Source organism: Pseudidiomarina aquimaris, from assembly GCF_003987395.1.
Lineage (GTDB): Bacteria > Pseudomonadota > Gammaproteobacteria > Enterobacterales > Alteromonadaceae > Pseudidiomarina > Pseudidiomarina aquimaris.
This window is the reverse complement of record NZ_PIPT01000009.1, coordinates 39918-66445: the sequence shown is the minus strand read 5'-3', so window position 1 is coordinate 66445 and position 26528 is coordinate 39918. Positions and strand designations below refer to the sequence as shown.

Here is a 26528-nt window from a genome sequence, read left to right as displayed (position 1 = left end):
TCGAGGTCTCTAGCTTTTACAATTTTTACAACAAGTATTCGAGTGCGGTCTCGTCGCAATTGTCTTTGCGTGGACACAACTCGCAGTCTTTCATGACTTTTTCTGGCAGTTTGTCTTTGACCGTCAGGCGGAAATTCAAACGTCCGAAGAACTCAGGTACACGAGTTAACACAATCGTACGACTGATACCCAGCTCGCGTGCTTTCCATAGCAAAAAGGCGACAAGTTCGGCGCCAAGACCTTTGCCTTGCGCTTGCGGGAAGAGACCCAAGCTACGAATCTCAGCCAAGCCGGTACTGTACACATACAACGCGGCGCAACCGACAACTTCATCATCAATTTCTGCCACAGCGAAGCTCTGAATCGCTTGCAACACATCGGCTTTATCGCGTGGTAGGTTTTCGCCTTGCTCGGCCCAGTAGGCAATCAATTCACAGATTTTATCGGCATCGCTTAAGCGTGCTTGACGCACGTGCTTGCTTGCAGCCTCAGCCGCATGCAACCAATCGTTGGCATGTTTGATTGCTGTGCGCACTGCTGCAGGAGCGGTGCCGCCCAGTGCTTTACGTTGATTGACGCCATACTCTAGTTCGAGGATTGGGTAGACATCATCGCCTATTTCCGCCGAAAATTGGCTAAATTCATCGATGGTTAGCGCTTCCAGAGGTTTGCTTTGTTGCTGCGCATAAAGCACTGCCGCGCCGGTAATGTGATGCGCATCGCGGAACGGAATACCCTTGCTTACCAAATAATCGGCCAATTCTGTAGCATTGCTATAGCCTAAGGTCGCTTGCTGTTTGGCATGCGCTTCGTTAACGCTCAATTCGGGCACCGCAAAGGTCAACATTTGCAAACACTGCAAGTAAGTATGCAAGGCATCGAACAAGCCTTCTTTGTCTTCTTGCATGTCTTTGTTGTAGGCCAACGGCAGGCCTTTCAAAGTCGTTTGTAGCGCATGTTGATGCCCGAATACACGACCGGTTTTGCCGCGTAGCAATTCGAACAGATCCGGATTTTTCTTTTGCGGCATTAACGATGAGCCACTGCTAATGCGGTCGCTCATAGCGAAACAGCCCGACTCACCGGAACAGTAAAAAATCACATCTTCAGCGATACGTGACAGATGCACCATACCGGTGCTGGCGCTATGCAGTAAGTCCAACGCGAAGTCACGATCGGAAACGCCATCGAGGCTGTTCTCGCTGGCATAACGGAAGCCAAGCGAGTGCGCCAAGGCCTCGCGATCCAGCGGTGCCGTAGTGCCGGCAAGCGCGCCGCTACCGAGCGGGCAAACATCAATACGTTTCATCGCTTCTTTCAAGCGGCTGACATCACGTTGCAGCATTTGCACATAGGCCAGCGCCCAATGCCCGGCCATAATCGGCTGGGCCCGCTGCAAATGCGTATAGCCCGGTAATGGCGCTGCTTGGTAGCGTTCGGCAAAAACCAACAGTGCCTGGATCGCCGCTAGATTGCCGCTAATCAGCTCGGCGCCCACAGCCTTACAGAACAGCCGTAAGTCGGTGGCAACCAAGTCATTACGGCTACGTCCAGTGTGTAATTTCTTTGCCGTTGCACCGATTTTTTCAATCAGCTGCGCTTCAACCCAGCTATGAATGTCTTCTTCATCTGTCTGCAATGGCAGTTGCGGATCGTTGTCGACCGCAACTTGTAGCTCTTGCAAAGCTTGCTGCAATTGCTGGTTTTCCTCCGCTGTTAGCAATTGTGCTTGGTGTAGCGCTTGCGCCCATGCTTGAGATGCCTGTAGATCATAAGGCGCGAGCCGATAATCAAAGCGTAACGAGTCATTGAATTGTTTGAATTCAGCGGCGCTAGGCTCGCTGAACCGTCCACCCCATAAACTCATGAGGAGCCTCCTTCGTGTTCATGCAACGCACGGATCCGGCTAGCTAAGCTATACAAGCGGATAAAGCCTTCCGCATGTTTTTGATTATAGACTTCGTCTTCATCGAAGGTGGCAAACGCGTTGGAGTACAAGCTATTTGGTGAGCGTTTTTGCGTGACCGTTACTTGGCCTTTGTAGAGCTTCACGACGATGTCACCGGTCAAAGGTTCAGCCAACTTAGTGGCAGCTGCGAGCATGACTTCACGCAACGGCGTAAACCAACGGCCGTCGTACAGTAACTGTGCGAACTCGTTACCTAAACGAATGCGGTAGTCTTGCGTCGTGCGATCGAGCACGAGGCTCTCGAGGCCTTGCAGAGCAGCGTAGAGCACCGCACCCGCTGGAGTTTCATAACAACCCCGCGACTTCATGCCAACTAAACGGTTTTCAACCATATCAAGGCGACCGACGCCATGCTTACCCGCCAGTTTATTCAGCGCTTCAATCGCTGCCACGGGTTCAATCGTTTCGCCATTCAGTGCTTGCCACTCGCCTTTGACGAACGACAGGGTTAAGTATTCGGGTTGGTCGGGTGCTTGCTCAGGTTCCGCGGTCCACGTCCATACTTGCTCCGATGGTGCATTCCACGGGTCTTCGAGCTCGCCGCCTTCGGTTGAGATGTGCCATAGGTTAGCATCGCGGCTATAGATCTTAGTCGCTGAGGCGGCGCACGGTATATTGCGTTCAGCCAAGTAGGCCAACAGATCAGGACGGCTACGCATGGTCCACTCGCGCCAAGGAGCAATGACTTGCAGGTCAGGCGCTAATGCGGCAAAGCAAGACTCAAAGCGTACTTGGTCGTTCCCTTTACCGGTACAACCGTGCGCCAGAGCATCGGCGCCCACTTTGCGAGCGACTTCAACCTGCGCTTGCGCAATGATCGGCCGCGCGAGGGCTGTACCTAATAAGTACTGGCCTTCGTAGATAGCACCGGTCTTTAAAGTCGGATAAATAACGTCATTGACGAACTTATCTTTTAAGTCGACCACGTAGCAGCTGCTGGCGCCAGAGGCGATAGCTTTCGCTTCCACACCTTCAAGCTCATCAGCACCCTGGCCAACATCAGCGACAAAAGCGACCACTTCGCAGTCATAATTTTCTTTCAACCAAGGCACGATCGCCGAGGTATCGAGGCCACCAGAATAGGCTAAAACAACTTTGTTGACGGACGTGCTCATGCTTGGGCTCCTGCAAATAATTCAACTAAAACAGCATTTTGTGCGTGTAACCGGTTTTCGGCTTGATGCAAAATAAGGGATTGCGGCCCGTCGATAACTTCTGCGGTGACTTCGCGGCCACGGTACGCAGGCAAACAGTGCATAAAATACTTAGCACCGAGTTGCTTCATTAAGTCTTGGTTCACTTGATAAGGCGCAAAGTCATGCATGACTTGATTGCTATCGCGCTCTTGCCCCATAGAGAACCAAGTGTCGGTATAAATAGCATCGCTTTGTTGCAGCTGATTAAAGTCGTGATGAAGGGTGATTTCCGCACCGCTCGTTGCCCCTACTTTTTGTGCGTCGGCGAGCAACTCCGCATTCGGCTCGTAACCTACAGGGGTGACAATCTGCAAATTCATGCCCGCTAAAGCGGCGCCGGCCATCAAGGCATGGCATACGTTGCAGCCGTCACCGACATAGGTCAGCGTGACTTTCGTCAAATCGCCAAGTTGCTCGGTAAGGGTCAGTAAGTCTGCTAGCGCTTGGCATGGATGACATTCGTCACTGAGTGCATTGATCACCGGCTTGTCGGAAGCAGCTGCAAGCTCGTGCAACGTTGCTTGCGAATAGACCCGCGCCACAATCGCATCGTGCCAAAGAGCTAAATTGGCGCCGACATCACTGGCCGGTTCACGCTTGCCCATAAGGTTTTCTGCATCTAAGTAAATGCTGTGCCCACCCAAACGGTTAATGCCGGCAGCAAAACTAGCGCGGGTACGCAGTGATGGCTTCTCAAATACCAGCGCGATACTTTTGCCTTGCAGATGATTCTGCCAAGCACTAGGACGCTGCTTAATGGTTTGTGCCAAATCTAAAATATGGCTCAATTGTGCGCTGCTCAAATCGCGCATTGCTAATAAATCTTGCATGTGAATTCCTAACTAAAATTGCGTAATCGACGACGTATATGCGTTAAAGGCGAACGCGGGTTCCAGCTGGCTCACCGCGCGCTAATCGTGTTAGCGCATTGGCGTCATGCCAGCCGGCCACCGCGATGGTTCGTCGCGAGGTTTTGTTGAGGACCACCTGCGCGGCCTGTAAAGCCGCGTTGAGCTTCACTATCATGCCGTCGCGGACAGTGCCGTTGGCAATCAGCTCAGGGGCTTGGGCTGCAGTAATGGTGTCAATGAGTTGGCCGTCGTGGTCGAGAATGCCGACCACATCGGTAAGTAAAATCAAATCGCCATGCAACACCTGCGCGACCACTGCCGCAGCGAGATCTGCATTAACGTTGAGGCGCTCGCCTTGGGCACTCACCCCGAGCGAACTTAAAATAGGTAAGTAGTTTTGTTCAATCAGCAACTGCAGCAGCTGGCCTGACCCTGCATGCGGAATACCCACCGCGCCGCGGCTGCTGTCGACCTCGCAGATGACCGTGTTTCCAGCTTGCAGCGTTAGCCCAACAGGTTGTAAACCATGTTGTTGAGCGAGGGCGCAGAGCTGGCTATTCACGTCGCCGGCCAGCACTCCTGCAACAATTGGGATATGCGCGGCGGGCGTGACCCGCTGGCCTTCGACTTTGACACTTTCTTGGCCAAGCTGCTGTAGCATCGCCTGCACTTGATCACCACCACCATGTACCAACACCAGTGGGCGTAGCTCTGCTAGCCGTTTGACGGTTGTAAGCAACTGCTGCAAGGCGGCGACGTCGGTCAGTACCCGACCACCGAGTTTGATAACTAAGGGGGTACTCATACCACCGCTCCTGGGCTTGGCTGCAAGCCGGTCGCTGAGGTGAGTCCATAATACTGATTGGCAAGTTGCAACGCTTGAGCTGCTGCGCCTTTGAGTAAGTTATCGATGGCTACGGACAGAATCAGCTGGGAGCCATGGACTTTAAAATAGATGTCACAGTACGGCGTACCTACCACTTGCTGTAGCTTGGGTGGCGTTGCAACCAGCCGCACCAAAGGATGATTAGCGTAAGTTGCCTCGAGGGCATCAGCAATTGTGTGCTCGTTCACGCCCTCGGCAAGCTCGGCGTAAATTGTTGCTAAGATACCGCGCTTAAAGTTACCTAAATGCGGAACGAACACGACATCACGACCTATTGATTGCGCCATTTCTGGCTGGTGACGATGCGTTGCAACGCCATAGGCTTGCAGGCTCACTTCGCAGAAGCTGGTATTTAACGCGGCTTTGCGGCCAGCACCCGAGACGCCGCTCACCGCATTCACGATCGGCGTGCTGTGCGGGGCAAGTAATGGCATAAGCGGGCGTAGTGCAAGACCCGCAGCCGTCGGGTAACAGCCCGGTACCGCAATCAAAGGTTCGTCCCCGGAAAACTGCGTAAATTCAGCTAAACCATAAGGAACTTTTTTAGCGAGTTTAGGCTGTTGGAAACCGTATGCGCTTAGGTGTGTTTTAGGATCGCCAAGCCGAAAGGCACCCGAAAGATCGAAAACCACCAACCCAGCAGCAATCAATTGAGGTGCCAGTTCAGCACTGGCTTCATGGGGGAGCGCTAAAAAAACCACTCGAACCTGCTGCGCCAATTGCGGCAACAGATCCGAGTGCCAAGGTTGCAGAAGTTGTTCGCACCGGCCCGCAAGTTGCGGGTACAACACGGAAATCGGTTCTGCTTTTTCACGTGCGCTTGAAGAAAAGGCATAGGTCAACGAAAAAACTGGATGGTTATGCAACAACCACGCAAGCTCAACGCCACTATAGCCGCTCGCACCAAAAACAGCGCATTGTATGGTTTCTTGCTTCGACATCCACAACTAACTAATGACCAAAAGATGATCAGATTATAGTGAATAAAAATGCACAAAACAAGAATAAGTATTATCTTTTTTGCGATCTCAGCAAAATAATCAGAAGTACTAGGCCGAAGGTACCCAAAAATAGTCCCAGCGCTTGCAGGAGTGTGTTTTGCCAACGCGGTTGCTGGTGCGTTTCTTCAAGGTAGTAAGTGCGGGTAAAAGAATCATTTACGGCGTCCGGAATCGGGCGATTAAACTGTTCACCACGATAGTCGCTAAGCAAAAGAATCTTAGGATTACGCCGTTTGAGCATTTCGAGGTGTTGCTCTTGCCGTTCTGCTAAGCCTCCACTTTGAAGCTGCGGAGTTAAAAAGTAGATATCTTGCGGTTCGCCAGGCAAAACCACGCCCGGCGATTCGTATTCGTAAATAGCTTCGTCGAATACTAACTTGGTGTAGCCTAGGTAAAACATGGGTACGGCGAGAGCGATACAGAGCACCGCTGCGTACATGCGTATGCGCTCACGCACCAGACTTTGCACTTTTTGCTGGCGTAGCCAAGCATCAACACTTGGAATGCGGCTTAATTTAGCGTGAATGTAGGCACGATCGAGCTCAGCCAAGACGGTGTCGAGTTCAAGTGCTAGTGCTTCGAGCCACGCCGCCAGAATTTCCGTGGAGGGTAAGGACCGTTCGCTTTCTAATTTTGATAGATACGATTGCTCTACCCCCATCTTCTCAGCGAGTTCTGCCTGGCTTAATTCTTGTTCGGTCCGTTGTTGTTTTAAGTAATCACCTAATGTCATTGTTCTTGTCCTTGTTGATTGAAATCAACGCTGATTCTTAGCTATTCCTACAAGCATAAAAACATGAATATTCATGAATAACTAGGAATGAGACGAAGAACGCAAAACATGACCTGTTCTAGGTCATGTTTTAGAAGAAAGTGATGTAAAAGAAAGGTGAAAGCGGAGTGATTACTCCGCCATATAGTTCTTAGGCAGGTCGATACGCGAAGCGCCCGACGCCACCGCTGCTTCAGCTACGGCTTTGGAAACACGGGTTTTTAGGCGCGGGTCGAGTGGCTTCGGAATAATGTAATCAACACCGAACTCGAGCTTGTCGACGCCTGCGGCTTTCAAGACCGACTCTGGTACCGGCTCCTTCGCCAGCTGACGAATCGCTTCTACCGCGGCAATTTTCATTTCGTCGTTAATAGCACGGGCGCGAACATCAAGCGCACCACGGAAAATGAACGGGAAGCAAAGTACGTTATTCACTTGGTTCGGAAAATCTGAGCGACCCGTGGCCATAATTAAATCGTCACGAACTTCATGGGCAAGTTCGGGTTTAATTTCTGGATCAGGGTTTGAACAGGCGAAGATAATCGGCTTGTCAGCCATCAGCTTTAACGCGTCAGGCGACAACAAATCAGGACCCGAAACACCCACAAAGACATCGGCTTCAGTGATAACGTCTTCTAAAGTGCGTTTGTCGGTGTTGTTGGCAAACAACGATTTGTAGGGGTTCAAGTCTTCGCGACGGGTGTGAATGACGCCTTTCGAGTCGAGCATATAGATGTGTTCACGTTGCGCGCCGCATTTAATGAGCAATTCCATACAGGCAATAGCGGCCGCACCCGCACCCAAGCAAACGATTTGTGCTTTACGCAGCTCTTTGCCCTGAATTTCGAGCGCATTAAGTAATCCCGCCGCAGTGACAATCGCGGTGCCGTGTTGGTCATCATGGAAGATCGGCACGTCGCAACGTTCTACCAAAGCTTCTTCAATTTCAAAGCACTCCGGTGCTTTGATGTCTTCTAAGTTCACGCCACCGAAGCTGTCGGCGATATTGGCAACGGTGTTGATGAAGTCTTGCGTGGTGCGATGGGTAACTTCAATGTCGATCGAGTCAAGTCCGGCAAAACGTTTGAATAGTAGTGCTTTACCTTCCATCACTGGCTTAGCTGCCATGGGGCCGAGGTTACCGAGACCTAGGATCGCCGTACCGTTCGAGATAACCGCCACCATATTGCCTTTGGCGGTATAGCGATACACGTCATCAGGGTTTTCAGCAATAGCGCGCACCGGTTCGGCAACGCCTGGGCTGTAGGCGAGCGCTAAGTCTTTGCTGGTTTCTGCTGATTTCGTCAGCTCAATACTGATTTTTCCGGGCGTAGGATAGGCATGATAATCGAGCGCTTGCTTGCGAAAGTCAGACATGGACGTAAGTACCCTCTTGCATCGTTGTGCGATTGTTATAGTCAACATTCATTAAGTGAATAATTGCCATTGTAGAGGGTTGAGCACGAATAACAAATCTTACCTGATGGTCTGGCCGCCCATGGAGAGCCGACAGAGTTCAGTAAACTTTAAGGTTGTACAAAAACGAACCGCCGTAAAACAGAGGACTAGAGCAGGCTGAGGAACGATCAAGTATAAAAAAAGGCGCCTTTTGGCGCCTTTTTCTAAATCTGGTGCTAAAGCATCGTTTTTACGATGACTTCTTACCACCCAACACGCTGAAACGCTTGTTGAATTTGTCGATACGACCGCCAGTGTCCATAATACGCTGCTTACCAGTGTAGAACGGGTGGCACTCTGAACAAACGTCAAGGTGCAATTCGCCACCTTTAGTTGAACGGGTGGTGAACGTGTTGCCGCACGAGCAAGTTACGTTCATTTCTTCGTACTTAGGATGAATACCTGCTTTCATAAGGGTTACCTCAATTGGGCCGCATCGCTATACGGACTCTCTCCGCACACCATACGTGGTTAATAATGGAATAATTAGGGCGCGGATTCTACCTGAACCCTGTGCAATGATCAAGCACAGGATCGCGCTTGCGCCGCGCTGCGCATGGTCGCACAATAGCGGCTATGAGCAAGTCTTCCGCAACCGAACTCTTTCCTAATACCAGCACCGTCGTGAAAGTGGCCGTGCCGGTGCCCCTTGCCCGCAGCTTTGACTATGCCTGTGAGAGTGCGCCTGCGTGTGGAGTTCGGGTGAAGGTGCCGTTTGGCAACCGGTCGCTGGTTGGCTTCAGTTTGGGCGAGGCGAGTGAAAGCAAGAGTAATTACCAGCTAAAGCCGCTTACCGCGGTGTTGGACGAAACCCCCTTACTACCTCAACCGGTGTGGGAGCTTTTGCAATGGGCGGCCGACTATTACCACCACCCTTTAGGCGAGGTTTTAAATCACGGGCTGCCGGTACTGTTGCGCCAAGGTGAGGCCGCGAGCTATAAAACCACTGAAGGCTTTCGAGTGACCGCCGCAGGTGCTGAGATAGAGTTGAACAGTTTGCGCCAAGCACCGCAACAGCAGCGCTTACTGGCGGCCTTGCGTAATGGACCCTTGCTGCGTCGCGATATCACCGCACAAGAATTTTCCGCCTCCGCACTTAAAGCTTTGCAAGACAAGGGGCTGATTGAAGGCTTCCAGCATGCGCCGCAAACCAATGCTGATTGGTCTTTTGCTATTGGCAGCGAACCGTTGCAGCTCAATCCTGAACAAGCACTCGCAGTGGCTGCGATTGGGGCGGCAAGCAAGCCGCAAACCTATTTGTTGGAAGGCGTAACGGGCAGCGGCAAGACCGAAGTCTACTTGCAGGCGATGGCCGATGTGTTACGCAAAGGCAAGCAAGTGTTAGTGCTCGTGCCTGAAATTGGCCTCACGCCGCAAACCCTACGTCGCTTCCAAAAGCGCTTTGCGGTACCGATTGTCATGTTGCATTCGGCGCTAACCGATCGCGAGCGACTGGATGCTTGGCTGGACGCTAAAAACGGCGGTGCTGCCATCGTTATCGGTACACGTTCGGCGATATTCACGCCATTTAAGCGCTTGGGCATGATTATTGTTGATGAAGAGCACGACGGCTCGCTGAAGCAACAAGAGGGTTTTCGCTACCATGCGCGCGACCTTGCCGTGGTGCGCGGGCAAAAAGAACAGGTGCACGTTATTTTGGGGTCGGCGACGCCCTCACTGGAGAGTATTAATAACGTTGCGCAAAAGCGCTACGCCCATCTGCAACTTACCCAGCGTGCCGGCGGCGCCAAGCTCGCTCGGCAGACCGTGGTGGACATCAAACAATTGCCGCTCAAAGCTGGGCTCTCGCAGCCGCTCATCGAACAGATGCGTAAAGAGCTTGACCGCGGACAACAGGTGTTGGTGTTCTTGAATCGGCGCGGTTACGCTCCTGCGCTACTCTGTCACGAATGTGGCTGGCTCGCCCAGTGCCGGCGTTGCGATGCTTATTACACGGTGCATCAGCGCCAACAAATGTTGCAGTGCCATCACTGCGGCGATCAACAACGCCTCCCGCGGCAGTGTTTTGATTGTGGTTCGACCCAACTGGTTGGCCGCGGGACCGGCACCGAGCAGCTCGAGCAAAGTTTGGCCGAGCTGTTTCCCGACTATCCAGTGCTTCGAATCGACCGTGACAGCACCCGCCGCAAAGGCAGTCTGGCGAAGCTATTGACCGATGCTACCGAAAACAAATATCCCATTTTGGTTGGCACGCAAATGATCGCTAAAGGCCACCACTTTCCGCACGTTACTTTGGTTGCATTACTGGACGTGGATGGCGCCCTGTACAGCTCGGATTTTCGTGCGGCAGAGCGCTTGGGGCAGCTCATCACGCAAGTTGCCGGCCGCGCGGGGCGTGCCAGTGCACCTGGTACGGTGGTGCTGCAAACCCACCATCCCGAACATGATTTGTTGCAAGATCTTATCCATAACGGCTATGCCGCCTTTGCGCGCTCGTTGTTGCGGGAACGCCAGCTGACTCAGCTCCCGCCGTTCACGCAGATGGCACTGTTTCGCACGGAAGCGAACGATGCAGAGCAGGCGCAGCTGGCACTGCAGGCCATTGCTGCACAGTTACCGCAGCATCCTGACGTGATTGTTTTGGGCCCGATGCCCGCAGTGATGGAGCGCCGTGCCGGTCGCTACCGTTTCCAGTTGTTGGTACAGAGCCAGCAACGCGGTTTACGTCAGCAAGTTTTACAGCACACTCTCGCCAAGCTGGAGCAAATACCTGAATTGCGTCGCGTGCGCTGGTCCTTGGACGTAGACCCACAAGACTTTAGCTAGTAAAATGCGGCGACTCCCGTAAATGAAAAAGGTTGGACGTAAATGAAAGAGCAGTTGGAGCAATTATTGGCGGCCGCGGTGGCCGAATTACAAGCACAAGGCACATTACCTGCCGAATTGAGTCCGCGTATCCAACTCGACCGTCCACGCGATAAGAGCCACGGCGATTTTGCTACTAACCTTGCGTTGATGTTAGCAAAGCCTGCGGGGACCAACCCTCGCGCATTGGCAGAAGCGCTGATTGCCGCGCTGCCAGAGAACAGCTTGGTAGCCGAGGCGACCATCGCTGGCCCAGGCTTTATCAATTTTGTGATTAGCCAAGATCAACTCTTACAGCAGCTCGAAGCCGCCTACCAAGATGCTCATGTGGGTGTCGCTAATGCAGAGCAAAGCCAGCGCATTGTCATTGATTATTCGTCGCCTAACCTAGCCAAAGAAATGCACGTTGGCCATTTACGTTCTGCGATTATCGGCGATGCTGTCGCGCGCGTGTGCGAATTTTTGGGCCATACCGTCATCCGCCAAAACCACGTCGGTGACTGGGGCACCCAGTTTGGAATGTTGCTGGCACATATGGAAGAGCTCGAAGGTAGCGAGTTGGCAATGGAGCTCAGCAACCTTGAAACCTTTTACAAAGCCGCGAAAAAACGCTTCGACGAAAGTCCGGAGTTTGCCAATCGCGCCCGTGAACTTGTCGTGGCGTTACAGTCAGGCGACGCTAAGTGCTTGCAACTTTGGCAGCAGTTCATCGATGTCTCTTTAAGTCATTGCCAAGAGGTGTACGACCGCCTTGGGGTAAAACTCACGCGTGACGACGTCATGGCTGAGAGCGCCTACAATGACGACTTACCACAAGTGGTCGAGGATCTGCGCAGCCAAGGTTTGCTGGTTGAAGACCAAGGCGCTCAGTGCGTCTTCCTCGATGAGTTCAAAAATAAAGAAGGCGAAGCGTTGCCGGTGATCGTGCAGAAGTCCGGCGGTGGTTACCTTTATGCAACCACAGATTTAGCGGCTGTGCGTTATCGCCAGAACCAGCTGAAAGGCGATCACTTGATGTACTTTGTCGATCAACGCCAAGGTTTGCACTTTCAGCAAATCTTCACCTTAGCGAAAAAAGCTGGTTTTGCCCGCGAAGACTTACAGATGGATCATTACGGTTTCGGAACCGTGATGGGTAAAGACGGGCGCCCATACAAGAGTCGCGACGGTGGGGTAACCAAGCTCGCGGACTTGCTTGACCAAGCTGAAGCGCGAGCGTTAGCTCTGGTGCAAGAGAAGAACACAGGTTTATCCGCAGAAGAGCAGGCGCAAGTCGCTAAAGTCGTTGGTATCAGCTCAGTTAAGTACGCTGATTTATCCAAGAACCGCACCAGTGACTACATCTTCGACTGGGACACTATGCTCAGTTTTGAAGGTAATACCGCACCTTACTTATTGTATGCCTACACGCGTGTGATGAGCGTATTTAACAAAGCCGGCGTGCAACCTGATGCGATTTCTGGCACCTTTGTCTTGCAAGACGAACGGGAACAAGCGCTGGCTAATTTATTAGTACGTTTTAACGAAGTGGTCCACACGGTGGCGAACAAAGCGATGCCGCACTTCTTATGTGGCTACTTGTTTGAACTTGCGGGTGCCTTTTCGAGCTTCTACGAAGCCTGCCCAATTTTGCAGGCGGAAGACGAAGCACTGCAGCAAAGTCGCTTAAAGCTTGCTGCATTAACGGCGAAAACTCTACGCCAAGGCCTTGAGCTACTTGGTATTGAAACATTGGATAAGATGTAAGCATGGATTACGCAAACCGCAAACGCCCGCCGCAACGGAAACCCGGCGGCGGTAAGAAAGGCAGCAAAAAAGCACCGGAGCGCAATGTACCATGGGGTATTGTGGTGCTGGCTATTGTCTTAGTGTTGGCGTTGGTTATTGGTTTGCGTTTCATCGCCGGTGGTAACCCCAATGCACCTGAACCGGTCACGCAAGAAGTACCGCCGAGCCAGCCACAGCCGACAGTGGAGCCCATTCCGGAAAAGCCTGAAGAGCGTTGGCAGTACATTGAAGAACTCGAGAACCTCGAAGTTGAAGTCGATGTCCCCGAGCGTGAGCTGGGGCCGCCTAAGCTGATGCAATGTGGTTCGTTCCGCAAGCGCGCTGACGCTGAGCGCTTGAAAGCAGCGATTGCTATGCAAGGTCTCGAGTCTGAAATTTATCCTTCCAACGGTGGCACATGGTATCGCGTCGTATTGGGTCCTTACGAGACCAAGCGTGCGGCCGAAGCCGACCGTCATACGCTGCAGCGTGCCGGTATCCACGGCTGCCAGATCTGGAACTGGAATCTCTAAGCATTAGATTTCCGTAAAGCCATTGAATTTCGCAATTACGCCCTCATTAAAGTTGGCATAGCAACTTAAGAGGACGTAATTGTGACCACAATAGTTTCTGTCCGCCGCGGTGACAAAGTCGTCATCGGTGGTGATGGCCAAGCAACTCTTGGCAATACTGTCATGAAGGGCAACGTACGCAAAGTACGCCGCCTCTACAACAACCAAGTCATCGCTGGCTTCGCCGGCGGTACCGCAGATGCATTCACTTTGTTTGAGCGCTTTGAAGCGAAGCTCGAACAGCACCAAGGCAACCTTGCTAAAGCAGCCGTTGAGCTCGCCAAAGATTGGCGTACGGATCGCGCTTTGCGTCGTCTTGAGGCTTTGCTTGCGGTTGCCGACAAACATACCTCATTAATTATTTCAGGTAACGGTGACGTGATTCAGCCTGAAAACGATCTTATTGCCATTGGTTCGGGTGGTCCGTATGCCCAAGCTGCAGCGCGCGCGTTGCTGGAAAACACTGAGCTTGGCGCCCGCGACATTGTCGAGAAAGCTCTGACGATAGCCGGCGAGATTTGCATCTACACCAATACCAACCAAACCATCGAAGAACAGGAGTCTGTGGCCGATGTCTGATATGACCCCACGTGAAATTGTCGATGAGCTAAACCGTCATATTATTGGCCAAGACAATGCGAAGAAAGCTGTCGCGGTCGCTTTGCGTAATCGCTGGCGCCGGATGCAGCTACAAGATGACTTGCGCCAAGAAGTCACACCAAAAAACATTCTGATGATCGGCCCCACCGGTGTCGGTAAGACCGAAATTGCGCGTCGTCTAGCGAAGCTTGCTAATGCGCCGTTTATTAAAGTTGAGGCGACTAAATTTACCGAAGTTGGCTATGTTGGTAAGGAAATTGAATCGATCATCCGCGATCTTACTGATACTGCGGTGAAGCAAACGCGTGAACAGATGATGAAGAAAGTGCGCTTCCGTGCTGAGGAAGCCGCTGAAGAACGGATTCTTGATGCCTTGTTGCCGCCGGCAAAAGGTTGGGCGGACGAAGATAAAACCGAGCGTGAGCAAAGTAATACACGCCAAGTGTTCCGCAAGAAGCTACGCGAAGGTCAGCTCGACGACAAAGAAATCGAGATTGATATTGCAATGCCGCAAATGGGTGTTGAAATCATGGCGCCTCCCGGCATGGAAGAAATGACCTCGCAGCTGCAGAACATGTTCCAAAACCTTGGCAAAGACAAAAGCAAGCCGCGCAAACTGAAGATCAAAGATGCGTTCAAGCAGTTGGTCGAAGAAGAAGCTGCGAAAATGCTCAATCCGGAAGAAGTGAAAGAGCAAGCGCTGAACTCGGTGGAGCAAAACGGTATCGTGTTCTTGGACGAGGTGGACAAAATCTGTAAGCGCGGCGATACCAGTGGTCCTGATGTCTCGCGCGAAGGCGTGCAACGTGACTTGCTGCCATTGGTAGAAGGTACAACGGTGTCAACCAAGCATGGCATGGTGAAAACCGATCACATCTTGTTTATTGCCTCGGGCGCATTCCAGATGTCGAAGCCGTCGGACCTGATCCCGGAGTTACAAGGGCGTTTGCCGATTCGGGTCGAACTGGATGCCCTGACCAGCAATGACTTTGTGCGTATCTTGACCGAACCAAATGCGTCTTTGACCACGCAATACAAAGCCTTGATGGCGACTGAAGGTGTCGATGTGGCCTTTACTGAAGATGGGATTCAGCGTATTGCTGAGACTGCATTCCAAGTTAACGAAACCACTGAGAACATCGGTGCGCGGCGTTTACACACGGTATTGGAACGTCTGATGGAAGACATTTCGTTTGGCGCGAGCGATTTGCAAGGACAGCAAATTAGCATCGATGCGGCATACGTTGACGAGCACTTAGGCAAGTTAGCGCAAGATGAAGACTTGAGTCGCTTCATTTTGTAACGTTATCGGCTATACTGTGCCTGAAACTATCCTTCTATCAATGATGTAACAGGCAGGGGAACGGCAATGGAATACAATACTTCGGAGCTTTGCGATCTTTACCCTGACATGGTCGACGTGGTCGAGCCCATGTTTGTTCACTACGGTGGACGTGTATCGTTCGGTGGCCAGTTGGTCACCGTGAAATGCTTCGAAGACAAAGGCGTCATCGAAGAGGTGGTGCAGCAGCAGGGGACCGGAAAGGTGCTGCTGATTGACGGCGGTGGCTCAAACCGCCGCGCCCTGATTGATATCGCTGTTGCCGAACTCGCCCTCGACAACGATTGGGAAGGCATTGTCTGCTTCGGCGCGGTGCGCGACGTTGACGCTCTGGATGAGCTCGATATTGGCATCATGGCACTGGCATCCATTCCCGTCGGTGCGCCTGCAGAAGGCATCGGTGAAGTTGACGTTGCGGTAAATTTTGGCGGTGTTACTTTCTTGCCAGAAGATCACCTCTACGCCGACACTACCGGTGTCATTCTTTCGCCTGAGCCGCTTGATATCGAATAATTTATGTATTTAATTCCTTGTGATCCCGAGGCGTGGTGTAAGCCACGCCAAGGGGAAGTCCGTCTTGGACAAACCCTTCATGCCCTTCCCAATTGCGACACTCCCGCTAACTACCGTAGCGCCTTGCATAAGGCCCGTGAAAAGGGTGCAAAGGTGGCACTTATTGGCGTGCCTGAGAGCATCGGTCCACGCGGTAACTTAGGTCGTGGTGGCGCCGAAACGGCATGGCCGGCGGCATTGCAAGGCTTATGCAACCTACAGGCGAATGCATTCATTGCGAGTCACGAGTTGCTGTTAGTGGGGCATGTTGATTGCGAGGATTTACAACAGCAAGCGGCCGCGCTGCGCACCACCGATGCGAGTGACGTTCAAGGTTTACGCGATCTGTGCGAACAACTTGATCAGCGTGTGATGCAAGCGTTGTTGCCGTTATTCAGTGAAGGTTATGAAGTTATTCTCATCGGCGGTGGCCATAACAACGCCTACTCGCTGTTGCGTAGTCTGAGCGAAGCCACGGAGCAGCAAGTAGCGGCGATGAACTTGGACCCCCATGCTGATTTTCGCGCGCGTGAAGGGCGGCATAGCGGGAACGGTTTTAGTTACGCCCATACCGACGGTTTCTTGGCGAATTATCATGTGGTCGGTCTGCATGAAGGCAAAAATAACGCCGAGAGTTTGCGTCAATTAGCCGACGCCGGTTTCACTTATACCAGCGTGCATGAACTTTATCAGGCAAACTGGACGGAACAATTGGCGGCATTTAAGGCGCAAGCGCAAGCCTGGCAACGTCCGCTGGGTATCGAAATAGATGTTGATTCGCTACAAGGCGTGCCGGCCAGTGCGATCAATTTTAACGGCTTGGGTATTCAGCATGGCTATACCCTAATTGCGGAGTTGGCAAAGCTACCGCAAACGCGTTATCTACATTTGGCAGAAGCTGCACCAAGCCTCCATCCTGCCGGCCGTGACGCCGGCGATATGGCCTGTGCTCAAGTGCTCAGTGAGTTAGTGCTTGCTTACTTGCATGGCTTTCAACGGCGAACCCCTTGATGCCAACAGCCGAGTAAGCGATCGGTGCCAAACTGATAGGTAAGCTCGGCTGCTTCAGTACAATCCCACAAACATAAATCCGCCCGTAAGCCGGTGGCAACACGACCACGGTCGCTCAAGCCCAGTGCTTGCGCGGCATGCACGGTTACGCCCTGCAAGCACTCTTCAGGCGTCATACGAAACAGTGTCGCGCCCATTTGGAGCATCAATTGCAAGCTCAATATGGGTGAGGTGCCAGGGTTGGCATCGGTCGCGAGGGCAATCGGCACCCCATGCTGGCGCAGCAAGTCGAGCGGCGGCAACTTGGTTTCACGTAAGAAATAAAACGCCCCAGGCAGTAGTACGGCAACGGTGCCGCTGGCAGCCATGGCTTTGATGCCCTCTTCATCGAGGTATTCCAAATGGTCGCACGAAAGTGCCTGATAACGTGCAGCAAGTGCGCTGCCGTGTTGGTTGCTGAGTTGCTCAGCATGCAGCTTCACTGGCAAACCGCGCTGTTGCGCCGCCTTAAAGACACGTTCAGTTTGTGCCGGCGTAAAACCTACTTTTTCACAGAACGCGTCGACGGCATCGACCAAGCCTTCGTCTGCCAGAGTTGGCAAAATCGAATCGACAATCGTATCGATGTAGCCATCGGCGTTGTCCTTGAACTCAGGCGGCAGTGCATGTGCAGCGAGTAACGTGGTTTGCACGCTTACGGGGTGGGCTGCGGCGAGTTGCTTCGCCGCGCGCAATTGCTTGCCCTCATGCTCAAGCGAAAGTCCGTAACCTGATTTGATTTCTAAGGTCGTGACCCCCTCACGGATTAATGCCTGAAGGCGCGGCGTGGCAGCCTCGATTAACTCAGCTTCACTCGCCGCACGCGTGGCGCGCACGGTCGCCGCAATACCACCACCTTGGGCGGCGATGTCGGCATAGCTCACTCCGTGCAAGCGTTGCGCGAACTCATCAGCACGCGAACCAGCCCAGACAAGGTGGGTATGACAGTCAATAAGACCTGGCGTCAGCAATTTACCTTGGGCATCAATAATTTCTGCGTCAGGAGGTGTCGCAGGGGCATCTGCGGCGCTGCCAACGTAACTGATCGTACCAGCATCGATACACACCACGGCGTTGGGCAGCAAGCCATAGCCATCGCCGTAGTGAGCCTGATCCATGGTTGCCACTGTTACATTTTCAATACGCTGTTGGCGCTGAGTCATACAACTTTCTCCCTTGTAATGCTTGTATATACAATTCGAGTTGCCTACACTCTAGCACATCTTGAGCAAGGACACCTATGGGTAAGCTGACGCATGGCTAAATTCTCCGCAATCAAACAGCATGTCTACAACAAAATAGCCTCTGGCGAATGGCCCGAGAACCATCCGGTAAGTTCTGAGAACGCCTTGGCGCTGCAGTTTAAAGTAAGCCGCATGACCGCGCGCCGTGCTCTGCAAGAGCTTGCGAATGAAGGCATTGTTATTCGTACCAAAGGTTCTGGTACTTTTGTCGCGCCGATCAAGTCGCAGACCTCGTTCATGGCAATTCGTAATATTGCCGATGAAATTCGCGCGCGCCAACACCGCTATCATGCCCAAGTTCATGTGCTGCGGCGTGAACATGCTTCTGATTTAGTGGCCGAGATGCTCAATCTTGAACCAGGTGACATGGTGTTTCACTCGGTGATTAGCCATTTTGAAAACGACTTACCCGTGCAAGTTGAAGAGCGTTATGTGAATCCAGCGCTCGCTCCTGATTACTTAAAGCAAAACTACAACGATTTGACGCCGCACGAATACCTCTGTCAGGCGCAGCCACTGACCGAGGCGAGCCATCAAATCGAAGCGGTAACACCCTCAAATCAGCTCTGCCAATGGTTGCTGTTAACCAAGCCAGAGCCTTGCTTACGTATTAACCGTCGCACTTGGAGTGCTGAGGGCGTCGTGACCTATGCGGTACTAACGCATCCTGGTTCGCGCTTCAGTCTTGGCGGACATCTGCAATTTTAATAAAGGATAACTGACAATGAGCTTTACTCGACTCGATACCAGCCGTACGATTCGTGCCCCACGCGGTAGTGAACTCACCACTTGCAACTGGCAAGTGGAAGCGGCCAAGCGCATGTTAATGAACAATTTGGATGCTGAAGTTGCAGAACATCCCCACGCACTCGTAGTGTATGGCGGCATTGGTCGCGCGGCACGCAGCTGGGAAAGTTACGATAAAATCGTCGAGGTGCTCGAGCGCCTCAAACCAACTGAAACATTGCTCATCCAATCCGGCAAACCCGTCGGTGTGTTTCCAACCCATGAGGACGCGCCGCGAGTGCTGATTGCAAACTCAAATTTGGTGCCGGAATGGGCCACTTGGGAGCACTTTAACGAACTCGATAAAAAAGGTCTGATGATGTACGGGCAGATGACTGCCGGCTCATGGATCTACATCGGTTCGCAAGGCATTGTACAAGGCACCTATGAAACCTTCGTTGCAGTTGCGAAGCAGCACTTTAATGGTGAAACCAAAGGTCGCTGGGTACTGACCGGTGGTCTCGGTGGCATGGGCGGCGCGCAACCTCTGGCGGCGACGATGGCTGGCTATTGTATGCTGGCGGTTGAAGTCGACGAGTCACGGATTGATTTCCGTTTGCGTACCCGTTATTTGGACCATAAAGCCACGTCGCTTGACGAAGCATTGGCGTTAATCAATGACGCTAAAGCTGAGGGCCGTGCGATTTCGGTGGGCTTATTAGGTAACGCCGCAGATGTCTATGCCGAACTCGTGGAACGCGACATCACGCCAGACGTGGTGACCGATCAAACCTCGGCGCATGATCCTTTGCATGGCTACTTGCCACAGGGTTGGAGCCTAGACGACTACAAAGCCAAGCAAGAAAGTGAACCTGAAGCGACGGTTCTGGCAGCGAAAAAATCCATGGCTGTGCAAGTCCAGGCGATGCTGACTTTGCAACAGCGCGGCGCTGCGACACTCGACTATGGCAACAACATCCGCCAAATGGCAAAAGACGTTGGTGTCGATCATGCATTTGATTTCCCGGGCTTTGTGCCGGCTTATATTCGTCCATTGTTCTGCCAAGGCATCGGGCCTTTCCGTTGGGTCGCCTTGTCGGGTGACCCAGAAGACATTTACAAAACCGATGCCAAAGTAAAAGAGTTGATTCCAGACGATCCGCACTTGCACAACTGGCTGGATATGGCCCGTGAGCGTATTAGCTTCCAAGGCTTGCCGGCACGTATTTGTTGGATCGGCCTGAAAGATCGTGCACGCATTGCTAAAGCGTTCAACGAGATGGTGAAGAACGGCGAGTTGAAAGCGCCGATCGTAATTGGTCGTGATCACTTGGATTCTGGCTCAGTGGCAAGCCCGAATCGTGAAACCGAGAGCATGCAAGACGGCTCTGACGCAGTTTCAGACTGGCCGTTACTCAATGCACTCTTGAATACTGCCGGTGGCGCCACTTGGGTCAGCCTGCATCATGGCGGTGGTGTAGGTATGGGGTATTCGCAACACTCTGGTGTGGTTATTGTGGCCGACGGTACTGATGCCGCAGAAGCACGTATTGGTCGTGTGCTGTGGAACGACCCAGGTACTGGCGTGATGCGTCATGCCGACGCCGGTTACGACATTGCGATTGATTGCGCGAAAGAACAAGGTCTTGATTTACCAATGGTGGAGGACAAGTAATGGCAGTATTCACTCTGGAACCGGGCAAACTAAGCCTCGATCATTTGCGCCAATGGTGGCAGGCACCACAACAGGTCGCCTTACACGCCGACGCAGCGGCGGCCATCGAGCGCTCCTCAGCGACCATTAGCGAGGTTCTCGCCGCTGGTAAAGTGGTGTATGGCATCAATACCGGCTTTGGCTTGCTCGCCAATACCCGCATTCCGCCAGAAAAGTTAGAAGATTTACAACGTCGCATCGTACTGTCACATGCCGCCGGTACTGGTGAGCTGATGGACGATACAGTGGTTCGCTTGATGCTATTACTCAAGGTGAATTCGCTCAGCCGCGGCTTTTCGGGCATTCGCCAGCAGGTTATCGACGGCTTGCTAACGCTATTGAATGAGCAGATGTACCCCTGTGTGCCGAGCAAAGGCTCAGTAGGTGCCTCAGGTGACTTAGCGCCGCTGGCACACCTAGTCTTGCCATTGATTGGCGAGGGACATGTGCGTTATCAGGGCGAGATTTACCCAGCCCAAGAAGGTTTGGCAAAAATTGGTATGCAACCGCTGACCTTAGCGCCGAAAGAAGGTTTAGCATTACTTAACGGTACCCAAGCCTCCACTGCGTTAGCGCTGCACGGGTTATTCCAGATTGAGCGCGTGTTCCACAGTGCTTTGATCGCTGGCGCCATGTCGGTCGAAGCGGCAATGGGCTCGCGCGCACCGTTCGATCCGCGCATTCATGAAGTGCGTGGCCAGTTGGGTCAGATCGCCGTAGCTGCGAGTTTCCGTCAGTTGCTTACCGACAGTTCAGAGATTGCTGCAGACCACGAAGACTGTGAAAAAGTCCAAGACCCTTACTCGTTGCGTTGTCAGCCGCAAGTAATGGGTGCTGTTTATGACCAATTGCAGCATGCCAGCACGATTTTGACTCGTGAGGCGAATGGCGTGACCGATAACCCATTGGTGTTCCATGACAATGGCGACATTATCTCTGGCGGTAATTTCCATGCCGAGCCAGTCGCCATGGCCGCCGATATGTTGGCAATCGCAGCAAGCGAAATAGGTGCGCTATCAGAGCGTCGCAGTGCGTTGCTGATCGACCATCATTTGAGTAACTTACCGCCATTCCTGGTCAATGACGGTGGGGTGAACTCAGGTTTCATGTTGGCACAAGTTACGGCGGCAGCCTTGGCTTCAGAGAACAAAACCTTAGCGCATCCAGCCTCGGTGGACAGCTTGCCGACTTCGGCCAACCAAGAAGACCATGTGTCGATGGCCACCTTTGCGGCACGACGCCTGACTGACATCGCGCAGAACATTCGCGATATCGTTGCCATCGAACTTTTAGAAGCTGCGCAAGGAATTGATTTCCGTCGCCCGCTGAAAGCCTCGGCGGCAATTGAGCAGGCGCATGGTTTGGTGCGCGAGAAGGTCGCTTATTATGATCAGGACCGCTATTTTGCGCCAGATATTGAAGCGGCAGCAGCGTTGATTTACAGCGGAAAATTGGGAATGTTAGTTACCGAAGGAGCGACCTTTTAACGCTCACTTCAACTGAAAGAGGACGCTCAGGCGTCCTCTTCTTCATCTTTCAGCGCTTGGCAGTCGACGCAGAGCGCAACGTCAGGTTTGGCCGCTAATCGTGCGGCGGATATTTCGTCACCACACTCAATACAATAGCCATACTCACCGCTACGCATACGTTGCAGTGCGGCATTCGCCGACGTGGCAGCGCGACTGTCGGGCTGTTCGGCGACGACAGTTTCTAATTTACTGCGGATGCGTAACAACTGCTGGGCGGATAAAGATTCACTCATGCTTACGTCCTTTTTGAAATTATTTTTTAGCCAGCACAACAAACTGCCCGGTAAACTCGGCCACCGGTTTATCGCCATCGAATACTTGTGATTTAAGATTCACCCGTGCGTTTTGTCCACTTTTTAAACTGGAAAGATCGCCGTTCATGTCTAGCAAGCGCGCTACAGCTCGCGGTTCACGGGTGATCGGCTTGTGGTAGTGAATGTTGCCATCGGCTAACACCACCGCCCCCGGCAGTTGTCGCTCGCGCAATTGTAAATGCAGCAGCCCCCAGCACGTCAAGGTTGCGAGTGAATAAATACTGCCAGCGAACATAGTGCCATGCACATTAATATTGCGTGACAGCTGGGCATGGGTTTCAAATTCACGTCCGGTGTACTGGCTAATGCGGATGCCCATGGTTTCCGAGATGGGGATCTCTTCGTGCCACGTAGCTTGCAGTTCCTGGCACCAATCCGGCCGATAAATAATGCGGTTGTATTCGGTTAAGGTTTTACGCAGTTGATGCTCGGCGCCTGGGTTGCTAACAGTGTCCGCTTCTTCGACGAGTTCGTAACCGCATTTCTGATAGAAGCCGAGGGTGTTGTCACGTGAGTTAATAACGATATGCTTCGCGCCTTCGTGGCGTGCGAGTTGCTCTAAAGCGTAAACAATTGCTACGCCATGGCCTTCGCCCCGATGTTCTGGCGCTGACGCCATGAAGCGGATTTGCCCCTCATCAGGACTGTTGAAATGGAGTCGACCTACAGCGACGGCCTGCCCGGCGTCGTTCACCACCATGCGGTGCAAACCCACCTGATCATACTCGTCTTTTTCCGAGCCGCGGGGCCGCTGAAAGGGCTCCCTTAGCACCCGATAGCGCAGGTCATAATAGGTTTGCCATTGTTGCTCGTTCGCGGGACTTATGACTTGATACATAGTTAATTTTTCTCCGTGTCGAGCAAAAAGGTGACCGGTCCATCGTTGGTCAGCGACACTTGCATGTCAGCACCAAACTCGCCCGTAGCGACCTCAATATCCAGACGCTGCAAAGCTTTGACAAAAGCTTGGTAAAGCGGTTCTGCTTGTTGTGGTGGTGCCGCGGTTGAAAAGCTTGGCCGGCGGCCACTGTTGGTGTCGGCCGCCAAGGTGAATTGTGATACGACCAGTGCACCGCCCTGGATATCACTGAGGCTGAGATTCATTTTATCGTCAGCATCGCTGAATAGCCGATAGCCAGCGACGCGTTGAGCAAGCTTGCTGGCGGTGGCCTCGTTGTCGCTTGGGGTGATTCCCAAAAATATCAGCAGCCCACCGTCAATTGCGCCTACGGTTTCACCGCCAACCTCAACTTTCGCCTGCGTTACTCTCTGCAGTAGTGCTTTCATCGCTTTCCTCAAAAAACTCCTCGATACTGGCGGTCAATTCCGCCCCAATCAAGACGATGGTCCAAGACAAGAAGATCCACAGTAACAGAATTGGAATCGCGGCCAAAGCACCATAAATGGCCTGATAGGACGGAAAAGCCGTCACATAGGAAGCGAAAGCAGTCTTGCTTATTTCAAAGAGGACAGCGGCAAGCAAAGCGCCCCAAAAGGCGTGGCGAACCTTCACCACGCGGTTAGGAAGCATCACATACATCAGTAAAAAGGCAATCACCGACGTCACAATGGGCACAACACTCAATAAGGTTGTGCGGACGCCTGAAACATAATCTTCGGCAAACGAGGCCAAGGAAATCAGATAAGAGCTTACAGCCATGCCAGAGCCCATCAACAACGGACCCAAGGTTAATATCATCCAATAAACGGCGAGCGCTACGGCAAGACGGCGGCGCTTAGTGTTACGCCAAATGCGATTCATGGTGGCATCGATGGTCGAAATCAGGTTGACTGCCACGACAATCACAAAGACAACACCGATGGCGGTCATCTGTGAAACGTTGCCTACAAATTCATTCAGATAGCGTGAAATTTCTTCGCCTGAGGTGGGCAATAGGTTAGCGAATAAAAAGGCTTCGATTTCGGCTCGCAGGGCTTCGAACATCGGAAACGCAGAAAAAATCGAGAAAATAACCACCAGCAACGGCACCAGCGCGAGCATGCTGACGAAAGTCAGGTGCCCGGAAATAATGGTGATCTTGTCGTCCATACAACGTCTGCCGAAATACTTCAGAAAGCTGATGGCGCATGCCAATTTGGCGCGCCAAGGTGACGTTGTAGAGCTGGTTTCGTCGCTCATGCTATTCCTTATGTTGACTGTTAAGGAGTCACTATAATCCCAAACCGCGGCGTTTGCGTAAAGTTTAATAGGAAAAGCGTTGTTTGCTGTTCGCTGTTTGATGTTCGATGTTTGGGAGGGTAGTGAAGCATATGAGGCATATTTTGGTGGTTGGTGCTGGCGGGGGGCTTGGGCAAGCCTTGGTCAAACATTACTTGAATGAAGGGGTGCTGGTGACGGCGTGGAGTCGGCGAGAGGCGTCGTTTATGCATGACAATCTCAATTGGCGACAGCTTGCGGATTATCGGCAAGACCAAATTGAGCCCGAGCTCATGCATCTCAATGATCTCGATGGTGTGATAAGTACCTTAGGTATGCTGCATAACGACGATTTTATGCCGGAGAAGCATTTGGGAGCGGTCAATGCGGCTCAGCTACGGCATTCGTTCGAAGTAAATACGATTCTCCCAATTCTGCTGCTGCAACAGCTGGTGTCGAAATTACCGCGTAAGCAGCCGGCGTTCTGGGTGCAGTTAAGTGCCAAGGTCGGAAGCATTACCGACAATTACTTAGGTGGTTGGTATAGCTACCGCGCGAGTAAAGCGGCTTTGAATATGTTGTTAAAAACGGCTTCGATTGAGCTCGGTCGCAGCCATAAGCAACTGGTGATTGCCGCGGTCCACCCGGGAACCACCGATACCGAGCTATCGGCGCCGTTCCAAGAGCGCTTGCCCGCGGATAAACTTTACACGCCGGAGCAGTCAGCGCAGCGCATTGCGCAAGTGATTGAAAATTTGACTACGGAGCAAAGCGGTAAGCTGCTACACTGGGATGGAACTGAGTTGCCTTATTAATCTGTTTCCCTATCTAAAAGGAGAAGCGCGATGCGTTGGTTAACAATCGCGACAGCCGTGGTTTTTTTAGCAGGTTGTCAAAGCGCCTACTACGGTGCCATGGAAAAGGTCGGTATTCATAAACGCGACATTCTGGTTGATCGCGTTGATGACGCGCGCGATGCGCAAGCGGATGCCCAAGAAGAATTTAAATCAGCACTCGAACGCCTCGATGAAATGCTGCAAATTGATGGCGGCGAACTCGAAGCCCAATACAAAGCATTGAATTCAGATTACGAAGCGAGTGTCGCGGCGGCGGAGCGTGTTTATGACCGCATTGAAGCGATTGATGACGTCGCCCAAGACTTATTCGATGAGTGGCGCGATGAATTAGAAGAATACAGTAATGACAATTTGCAGCGCCAAAGTGAACGCTCACTACGTGACACTGAGCGACGCTACAGTGCGCTGTTGCAAAGTATGGAGCGCGCGGCCGCAACCATGGATCCAGTTCTGGAAAAGCTGCAAGATAATGTGTTGTACTTAAAGCATAATCTCAACGCTGCAGCGGTCGACGCCATTCGTGGTGAGTATCGTAGTTTACAAGCTGACGTTGCCGAGTTAATCAAAGAGATGGAAGCGGCCATTGCCGAGTCCGACGCCTTTATTCAAGCTATGCAAGAGGGACAGTCATGAGTCTATTAATCATCGCAGGAAGCAGCCGCCAAGCTTCAATTAATCGTCGCTTACAAGAGCGTTTAGCTGAGGTGGCTGAGTTAAACGGCGAGCAATGCTACGTCTACCCGCCTGCTGAACTTGATGCTCCGCTCTATCAAGGTGACTATGAAGAAAAAAACGGCGTACCGAGTAATATTCAGAAGTTAGCAACTGCTATCTCAGAAGCGAGTAAAATCGTGGTGGTGACGCCGGAGTACAATGCGTCGATTCCACCGTTACTGAAAAATGCGATTGACTGGAGTTCACGTCTCGACACCAATCCTTGGATGGGCAAAACAGTCTTGCTAGCTGGTGCTTCGCCCGGCCAATTTGGTGCCGTGCGTGCGATGACCGACCTACGTGGCGTGCTAGCAAACCTCGGAGCATGGGTTGCGCCTGCAGTGGCAAGTATTGCCAAGACCGATGCAGAGAAAATTGCTGAGCTCGACGCGAAGTTCCTTGGCAACTTCCTGAAGCAAGGAGATTAAAC

26 protein-coding genes are annotated in these 26528 nt (G+C 52.4%); 13 read left to right on the top strand and 13 right to left on the bottom strand.

Annotation, left to right across the window (positions count from 1 at the left end):
* Positions 1–25: 25 nt before the first annotated feature.
* From argH to rpmE, 8 genes are all read right to left on the bottom strand, one after another.
* Positions 26–1867 (bottom strand): argininosuccinate lyase, encoded by a 1842-nt coding sequence (gene argH, locus CWE21_RS11355; RefSeq protein ID WP_126834570.1) that lies wholly within the window; start codon positions 1865–1867, stop codon positions 26–28.
* A complete protein-coding gene (locus tag CWE21_RS11350) occupies positions 1864–3084 on the bottom strand; it encodes an argininosuccinate synthase (protein WP_126834569.1) in 1221 nt (406 codons plus the stop codon). Before CWE21_RS11350 ends, argH begins: the two co-directional genes overlap by 4 nt.
* A complete protein-coding gene (argF, locus tag CWE21_RS11345; RefSeq protein WP_126834568.1) occupies positions 3081–3995 on the bottom strand; it encodes an ornithine carbamoyltransferase in 915 nt (304 codons plus the stop codon). Before argF ends, CWE21_RS11350 begins: the two co-directional genes overlap by 4 nt.
* A 43-nt stretch (positions 3996–4038) precedes the next feature.
* Positions 4039–4821, bottom strand: a complete 783-nt coding sequence (argB, locus tag CWE21_RS11340; protein ID WP_126834567.1) for an acetylglutamate kinase — start codon at positions 4819–4821, stop codon at positions 4039–4041.
* Positions 4818–5843 (bottom strand): N-acetyl-gamma-glutamyl-phosphate reductase, encoded by a 1026-nt coding sequence (argC, locus tag CWE21_RS11335; protein WP_126834566.1) that lies wholly within the window; start codon positions 5841–5843, stop codon positions 4818–4820. The genes argB and argC overlap by 4 nt, the downstream gene beginning before the upstream one ends.
* Positions 5844–5913: 70 nt before the next feature.
* The gene (locus tag CWE21_RS11330; RefSeq protein WP_126834565.1) at positions 5914–6636 is read right to left on the bottom strand and encodes a helix-turn-helix domain-containing protein; all 723 of its coding nucleotides are present in this window, start codon (positions 6634–6636) and stop codon (positions 5914–5916) included.
* A 171-nt stretch (positions 6637–6807) separates the two neighbouring features.
* Positions 6808–8052 (bottom strand): malic enzyme-like NAD(P)-binding protein, encoded by a 1245-nt coding sequence (locus CWE21_RS11325; RefSeq protein ID WP_126834564.1) that lies wholly within the window; start codon positions 8050–8052, stop codon positions 6808–6810.
* A gap of 271 nt (positions 8053–8323) precedes the next feature.
* On the bottom strand, positions 8324–8545 hold the full coding sequence (gene rpmE / locus CWE21_RS11320; protein ID WP_126834563.1) for a 50S ribosomal protein L31: 222 nt from the start codon (positions 8543–8545) through the stop codon (positions 8324–8326).
* A gap of 164 nt (positions 8546–8709) precedes the next feature.
* Here rpmE and priA point away from each other — a divergent pair, with 164 nt between their 5' ends.
* From priA to CWE21_RS11285, 7 genes are all read left to right on the top strand, one after another.
* Positions 8710–10920, top strand: a complete 2211-nt coding sequence (gene priA, locus CWE21_RS11315) for a primosomal protein N' (RefSeq protein ID WP_126834562.1) — start codon at positions 8710–8712, stop codon at positions 10918–10920.
* Positions 10921–10962: 42 nt separating this feature from the next.
* Positions 10963–12705 (top strand): arginine--tRNA ligase, encoded by a 1743-nt coding sequence (gene argS / locus CWE21_RS11310; protein ID WP_126834561.1) that lies wholly within the window; start codon positions 10963–10965, stop codon positions 12703–12705.
* Positions 12706–12707: 2 nt separating this feature from the next.
* On the top strand, positions 12708–13259 hold the full coding sequence (locus CWE21_RS11305) for an SPOR domain-containing protein (RefSeq protein WP_126834560.1): 552 nt from the start codon (positions 12708–12710) through the stop codon (positions 13257–13259).
* Between the two features lie 81 nt (positions 13260–13340).
* Positions 13341–13877 carry an ATP-dependent protease subunit HslV gene (hslV, locus tag CWE21_RS11300; RefSeq protein ID WP_126834559.1) on the top strand — a complete coding sequence of 179 codons (537 nt, stop codon included), beginning with the start codon at positions 13341–13343 and terminating at the stop codon, positions 13875–13877.
* Positions 13870–15201 carry an HslU--HslV peptidase ATPase subunit gene (hslU, locus tag CWE21_RS11295; protein WP_126834558.1) on the top strand — a complete coding sequence of 444 codons (1332 nt, stop codon included), beginning with the start codon at positions 13870–13872 and terminating at the stop codon, positions 15199–15201. The genes hslV and hslU overlap by 8 nt, the downstream gene beginning before the upstream one ends.
* Before the next feature lie 66 nt (positions 15202–15267).
* Positions 15268–15753 carry a ribonuclease E activity regulator RraA gene (gene rraA / locus CWE21_RS11290; protein ID WP_126834557.1) on the top strand — a complete coding sequence of 162 codons (486 nt, stop codon included), beginning with the start codon at positions 15268–15270 and terminating at the stop codon, positions 15751–15753.
* A 3-nt stretch (positions 15754–15756) separates the two neighbouring features.
* A complete protein-coding gene (locus CWE21_RS11285) occupies positions 15757–16803 on the top strand; it encodes a formimidoylglutamase (protein ID WP_126834556.1) in 1047 nt (348 codons plus the stop codon).
* Here the strand turns inward: CWE21_RS11285 and hutI are convergent.
* Positions 16785–18005: an imidazolonepropionase gene (gene hutI / locus CWE21_RS11280; RefSeq protein ID WP_126834555.1), complete on the bottom strand. Its 1221-nt coding sequence runs from the start codon at positions 18003–18005 to the stop codon at positions 16785–16787. The two genes, CWE21_RS11285 and hutI, sit on opposite strands and share 19 nt — an antisense overlap.
* Before the next feature lie 93 nt (positions 18006–18098).
* On the opposite strand from hutI, the gene hutC reads away from it, so the two are divergent.
* The 3 genes from hutC to hutH are packed head-to-tail and all read left to right on the top strand — an operon-like array spanning position 18099 to position 22013.
* Entirely contained in the window at positions 18099–18794 is a 696-nt protein-coding gene (gene hutC, locus CWE21_RS11275; protein ID WP_126834554.1) for a histidine utilization repressor, read from the top strand.
* A gap of 16 nt (positions 18795–18810) precedes the next feature.
* On the top strand, positions 18811–20487 hold the full coding sequence (hutU, locus tag CWE21_RS11270; RefSeq protein ID WP_126834553.1) for a urocanate hydratase: 1677 nt from the start codon (positions 18811–18813) through the stop codon (positions 20485–20487).
* Entirely contained in the window at positions 20487–22013 is a 1527-nt protein-coding gene (gene hutH, locus CWE21_RS11265; RefSeq protein ID WP_126834552.1) for a histidine ammonia-lyase, read from the top strand. The genes hutU and hutH overlap by 1 nt, the downstream gene beginning before the upstream one ends.
* A gap of 26 nt (positions 22014–22039) precedes the next feature.
* On the opposite strand, the gene CWE21_RS11260 is transcribed toward hutH, so the two are convergent.
* From CWE21_RS11260 to CWE21_RS11245, 4 genes are read right to left on the bottom strand one after another with little or no spacing between them, the layout of a single operon-like run.
* A complete protein-coding gene (locus CWE21_RS11260; protein WP_198675122.1) occupies positions 22040–22288 on the bottom strand; it encodes a TraR/DksA family transcriptional regulator in 249 nt (82 codons plus the stop codon).
* Between the two features lie 19 nt (positions 22289–22307).
* Positions 22308–23207, bottom strand: coding sequence for a bifunctional GNAT family N-acetyltransferase/hotdog fold thioesterase (locus CWE21_RS11255; RefSeq protein WP_126834550.1), 900 nt, complete (start codon positions 23205–23207; stop codon positions 22308–22310).
* Between the two features lie 2 nt (positions 23208–23209).
* Positions 23210–23656, bottom strand: a complete 447-nt coding sequence (gene dtd / locus CWE21_RS11250) for a D-aminoacyl-tRNA deacylase (RefSeq protein ID WP_126834549.1) — start codon at positions 23654–23656, stop codon at positions 23210–23212.
* Positions 23616–24509 carry a virulence factor BrkB family protein gene (locus tag CWE21_RS11245; RefSeq protein WP_126834548.1) on the bottom strand — a complete coding sequence of 298 codons (894 nt, stop codon included), beginning with the start codon at positions 24507–24509 and terminating at the stop codon, positions 23616–23618. The genes dtd and CWE21_RS11245 overlap by 41 nt, the downstream gene beginning before the upstream one ends.
* Positions 24510–24640: 131 nt before the next feature.
* On the opposite strand from CWE21_RS11245, the gene CWE21_RS11240 reads away from it, so the two are divergent.
* The 3 genes from CWE21_RS11240 to CWE21_RS11230 are packed head-to-tail and all read left to right on the top strand — an operon-like array spanning position 24641 to position 26526.
* Positions 24641–25342, top strand: a complete 702-nt coding sequence (locus CWE21_RS11240; protein WP_126834547.1) for an SDR family NAD(P)-dependent oxidoreductase — start codon at positions 24641–24643, stop codon at positions 25340–25342.
* Between the two features lie 30 nt (positions 25343–25372).
* Positions 25373–26017, top strand: a complete 645-nt coding sequence (locus CWE21_RS11235) for a DUF2959 domain-containing protein (protein WP_126834546.1) — start codon at positions 25373–25375, stop codon at positions 26015–26017.
* Complete coding sequence (locus tag CWE21_RS11230; RefSeq protein ID WP_126834545.1) at positions 26014–26526, top strand: NADPH-dependent FMN reductase; 513 nt, start codon at positions 26014–26016, stop codon at positions 26524–26526. Before CWE21_RS11235 ends, CWE21_RS11230 begins: the two co-directional genes overlap by 4 nt.
* Positions 26527–26528 lie beyond the last annotated feature (2 nt).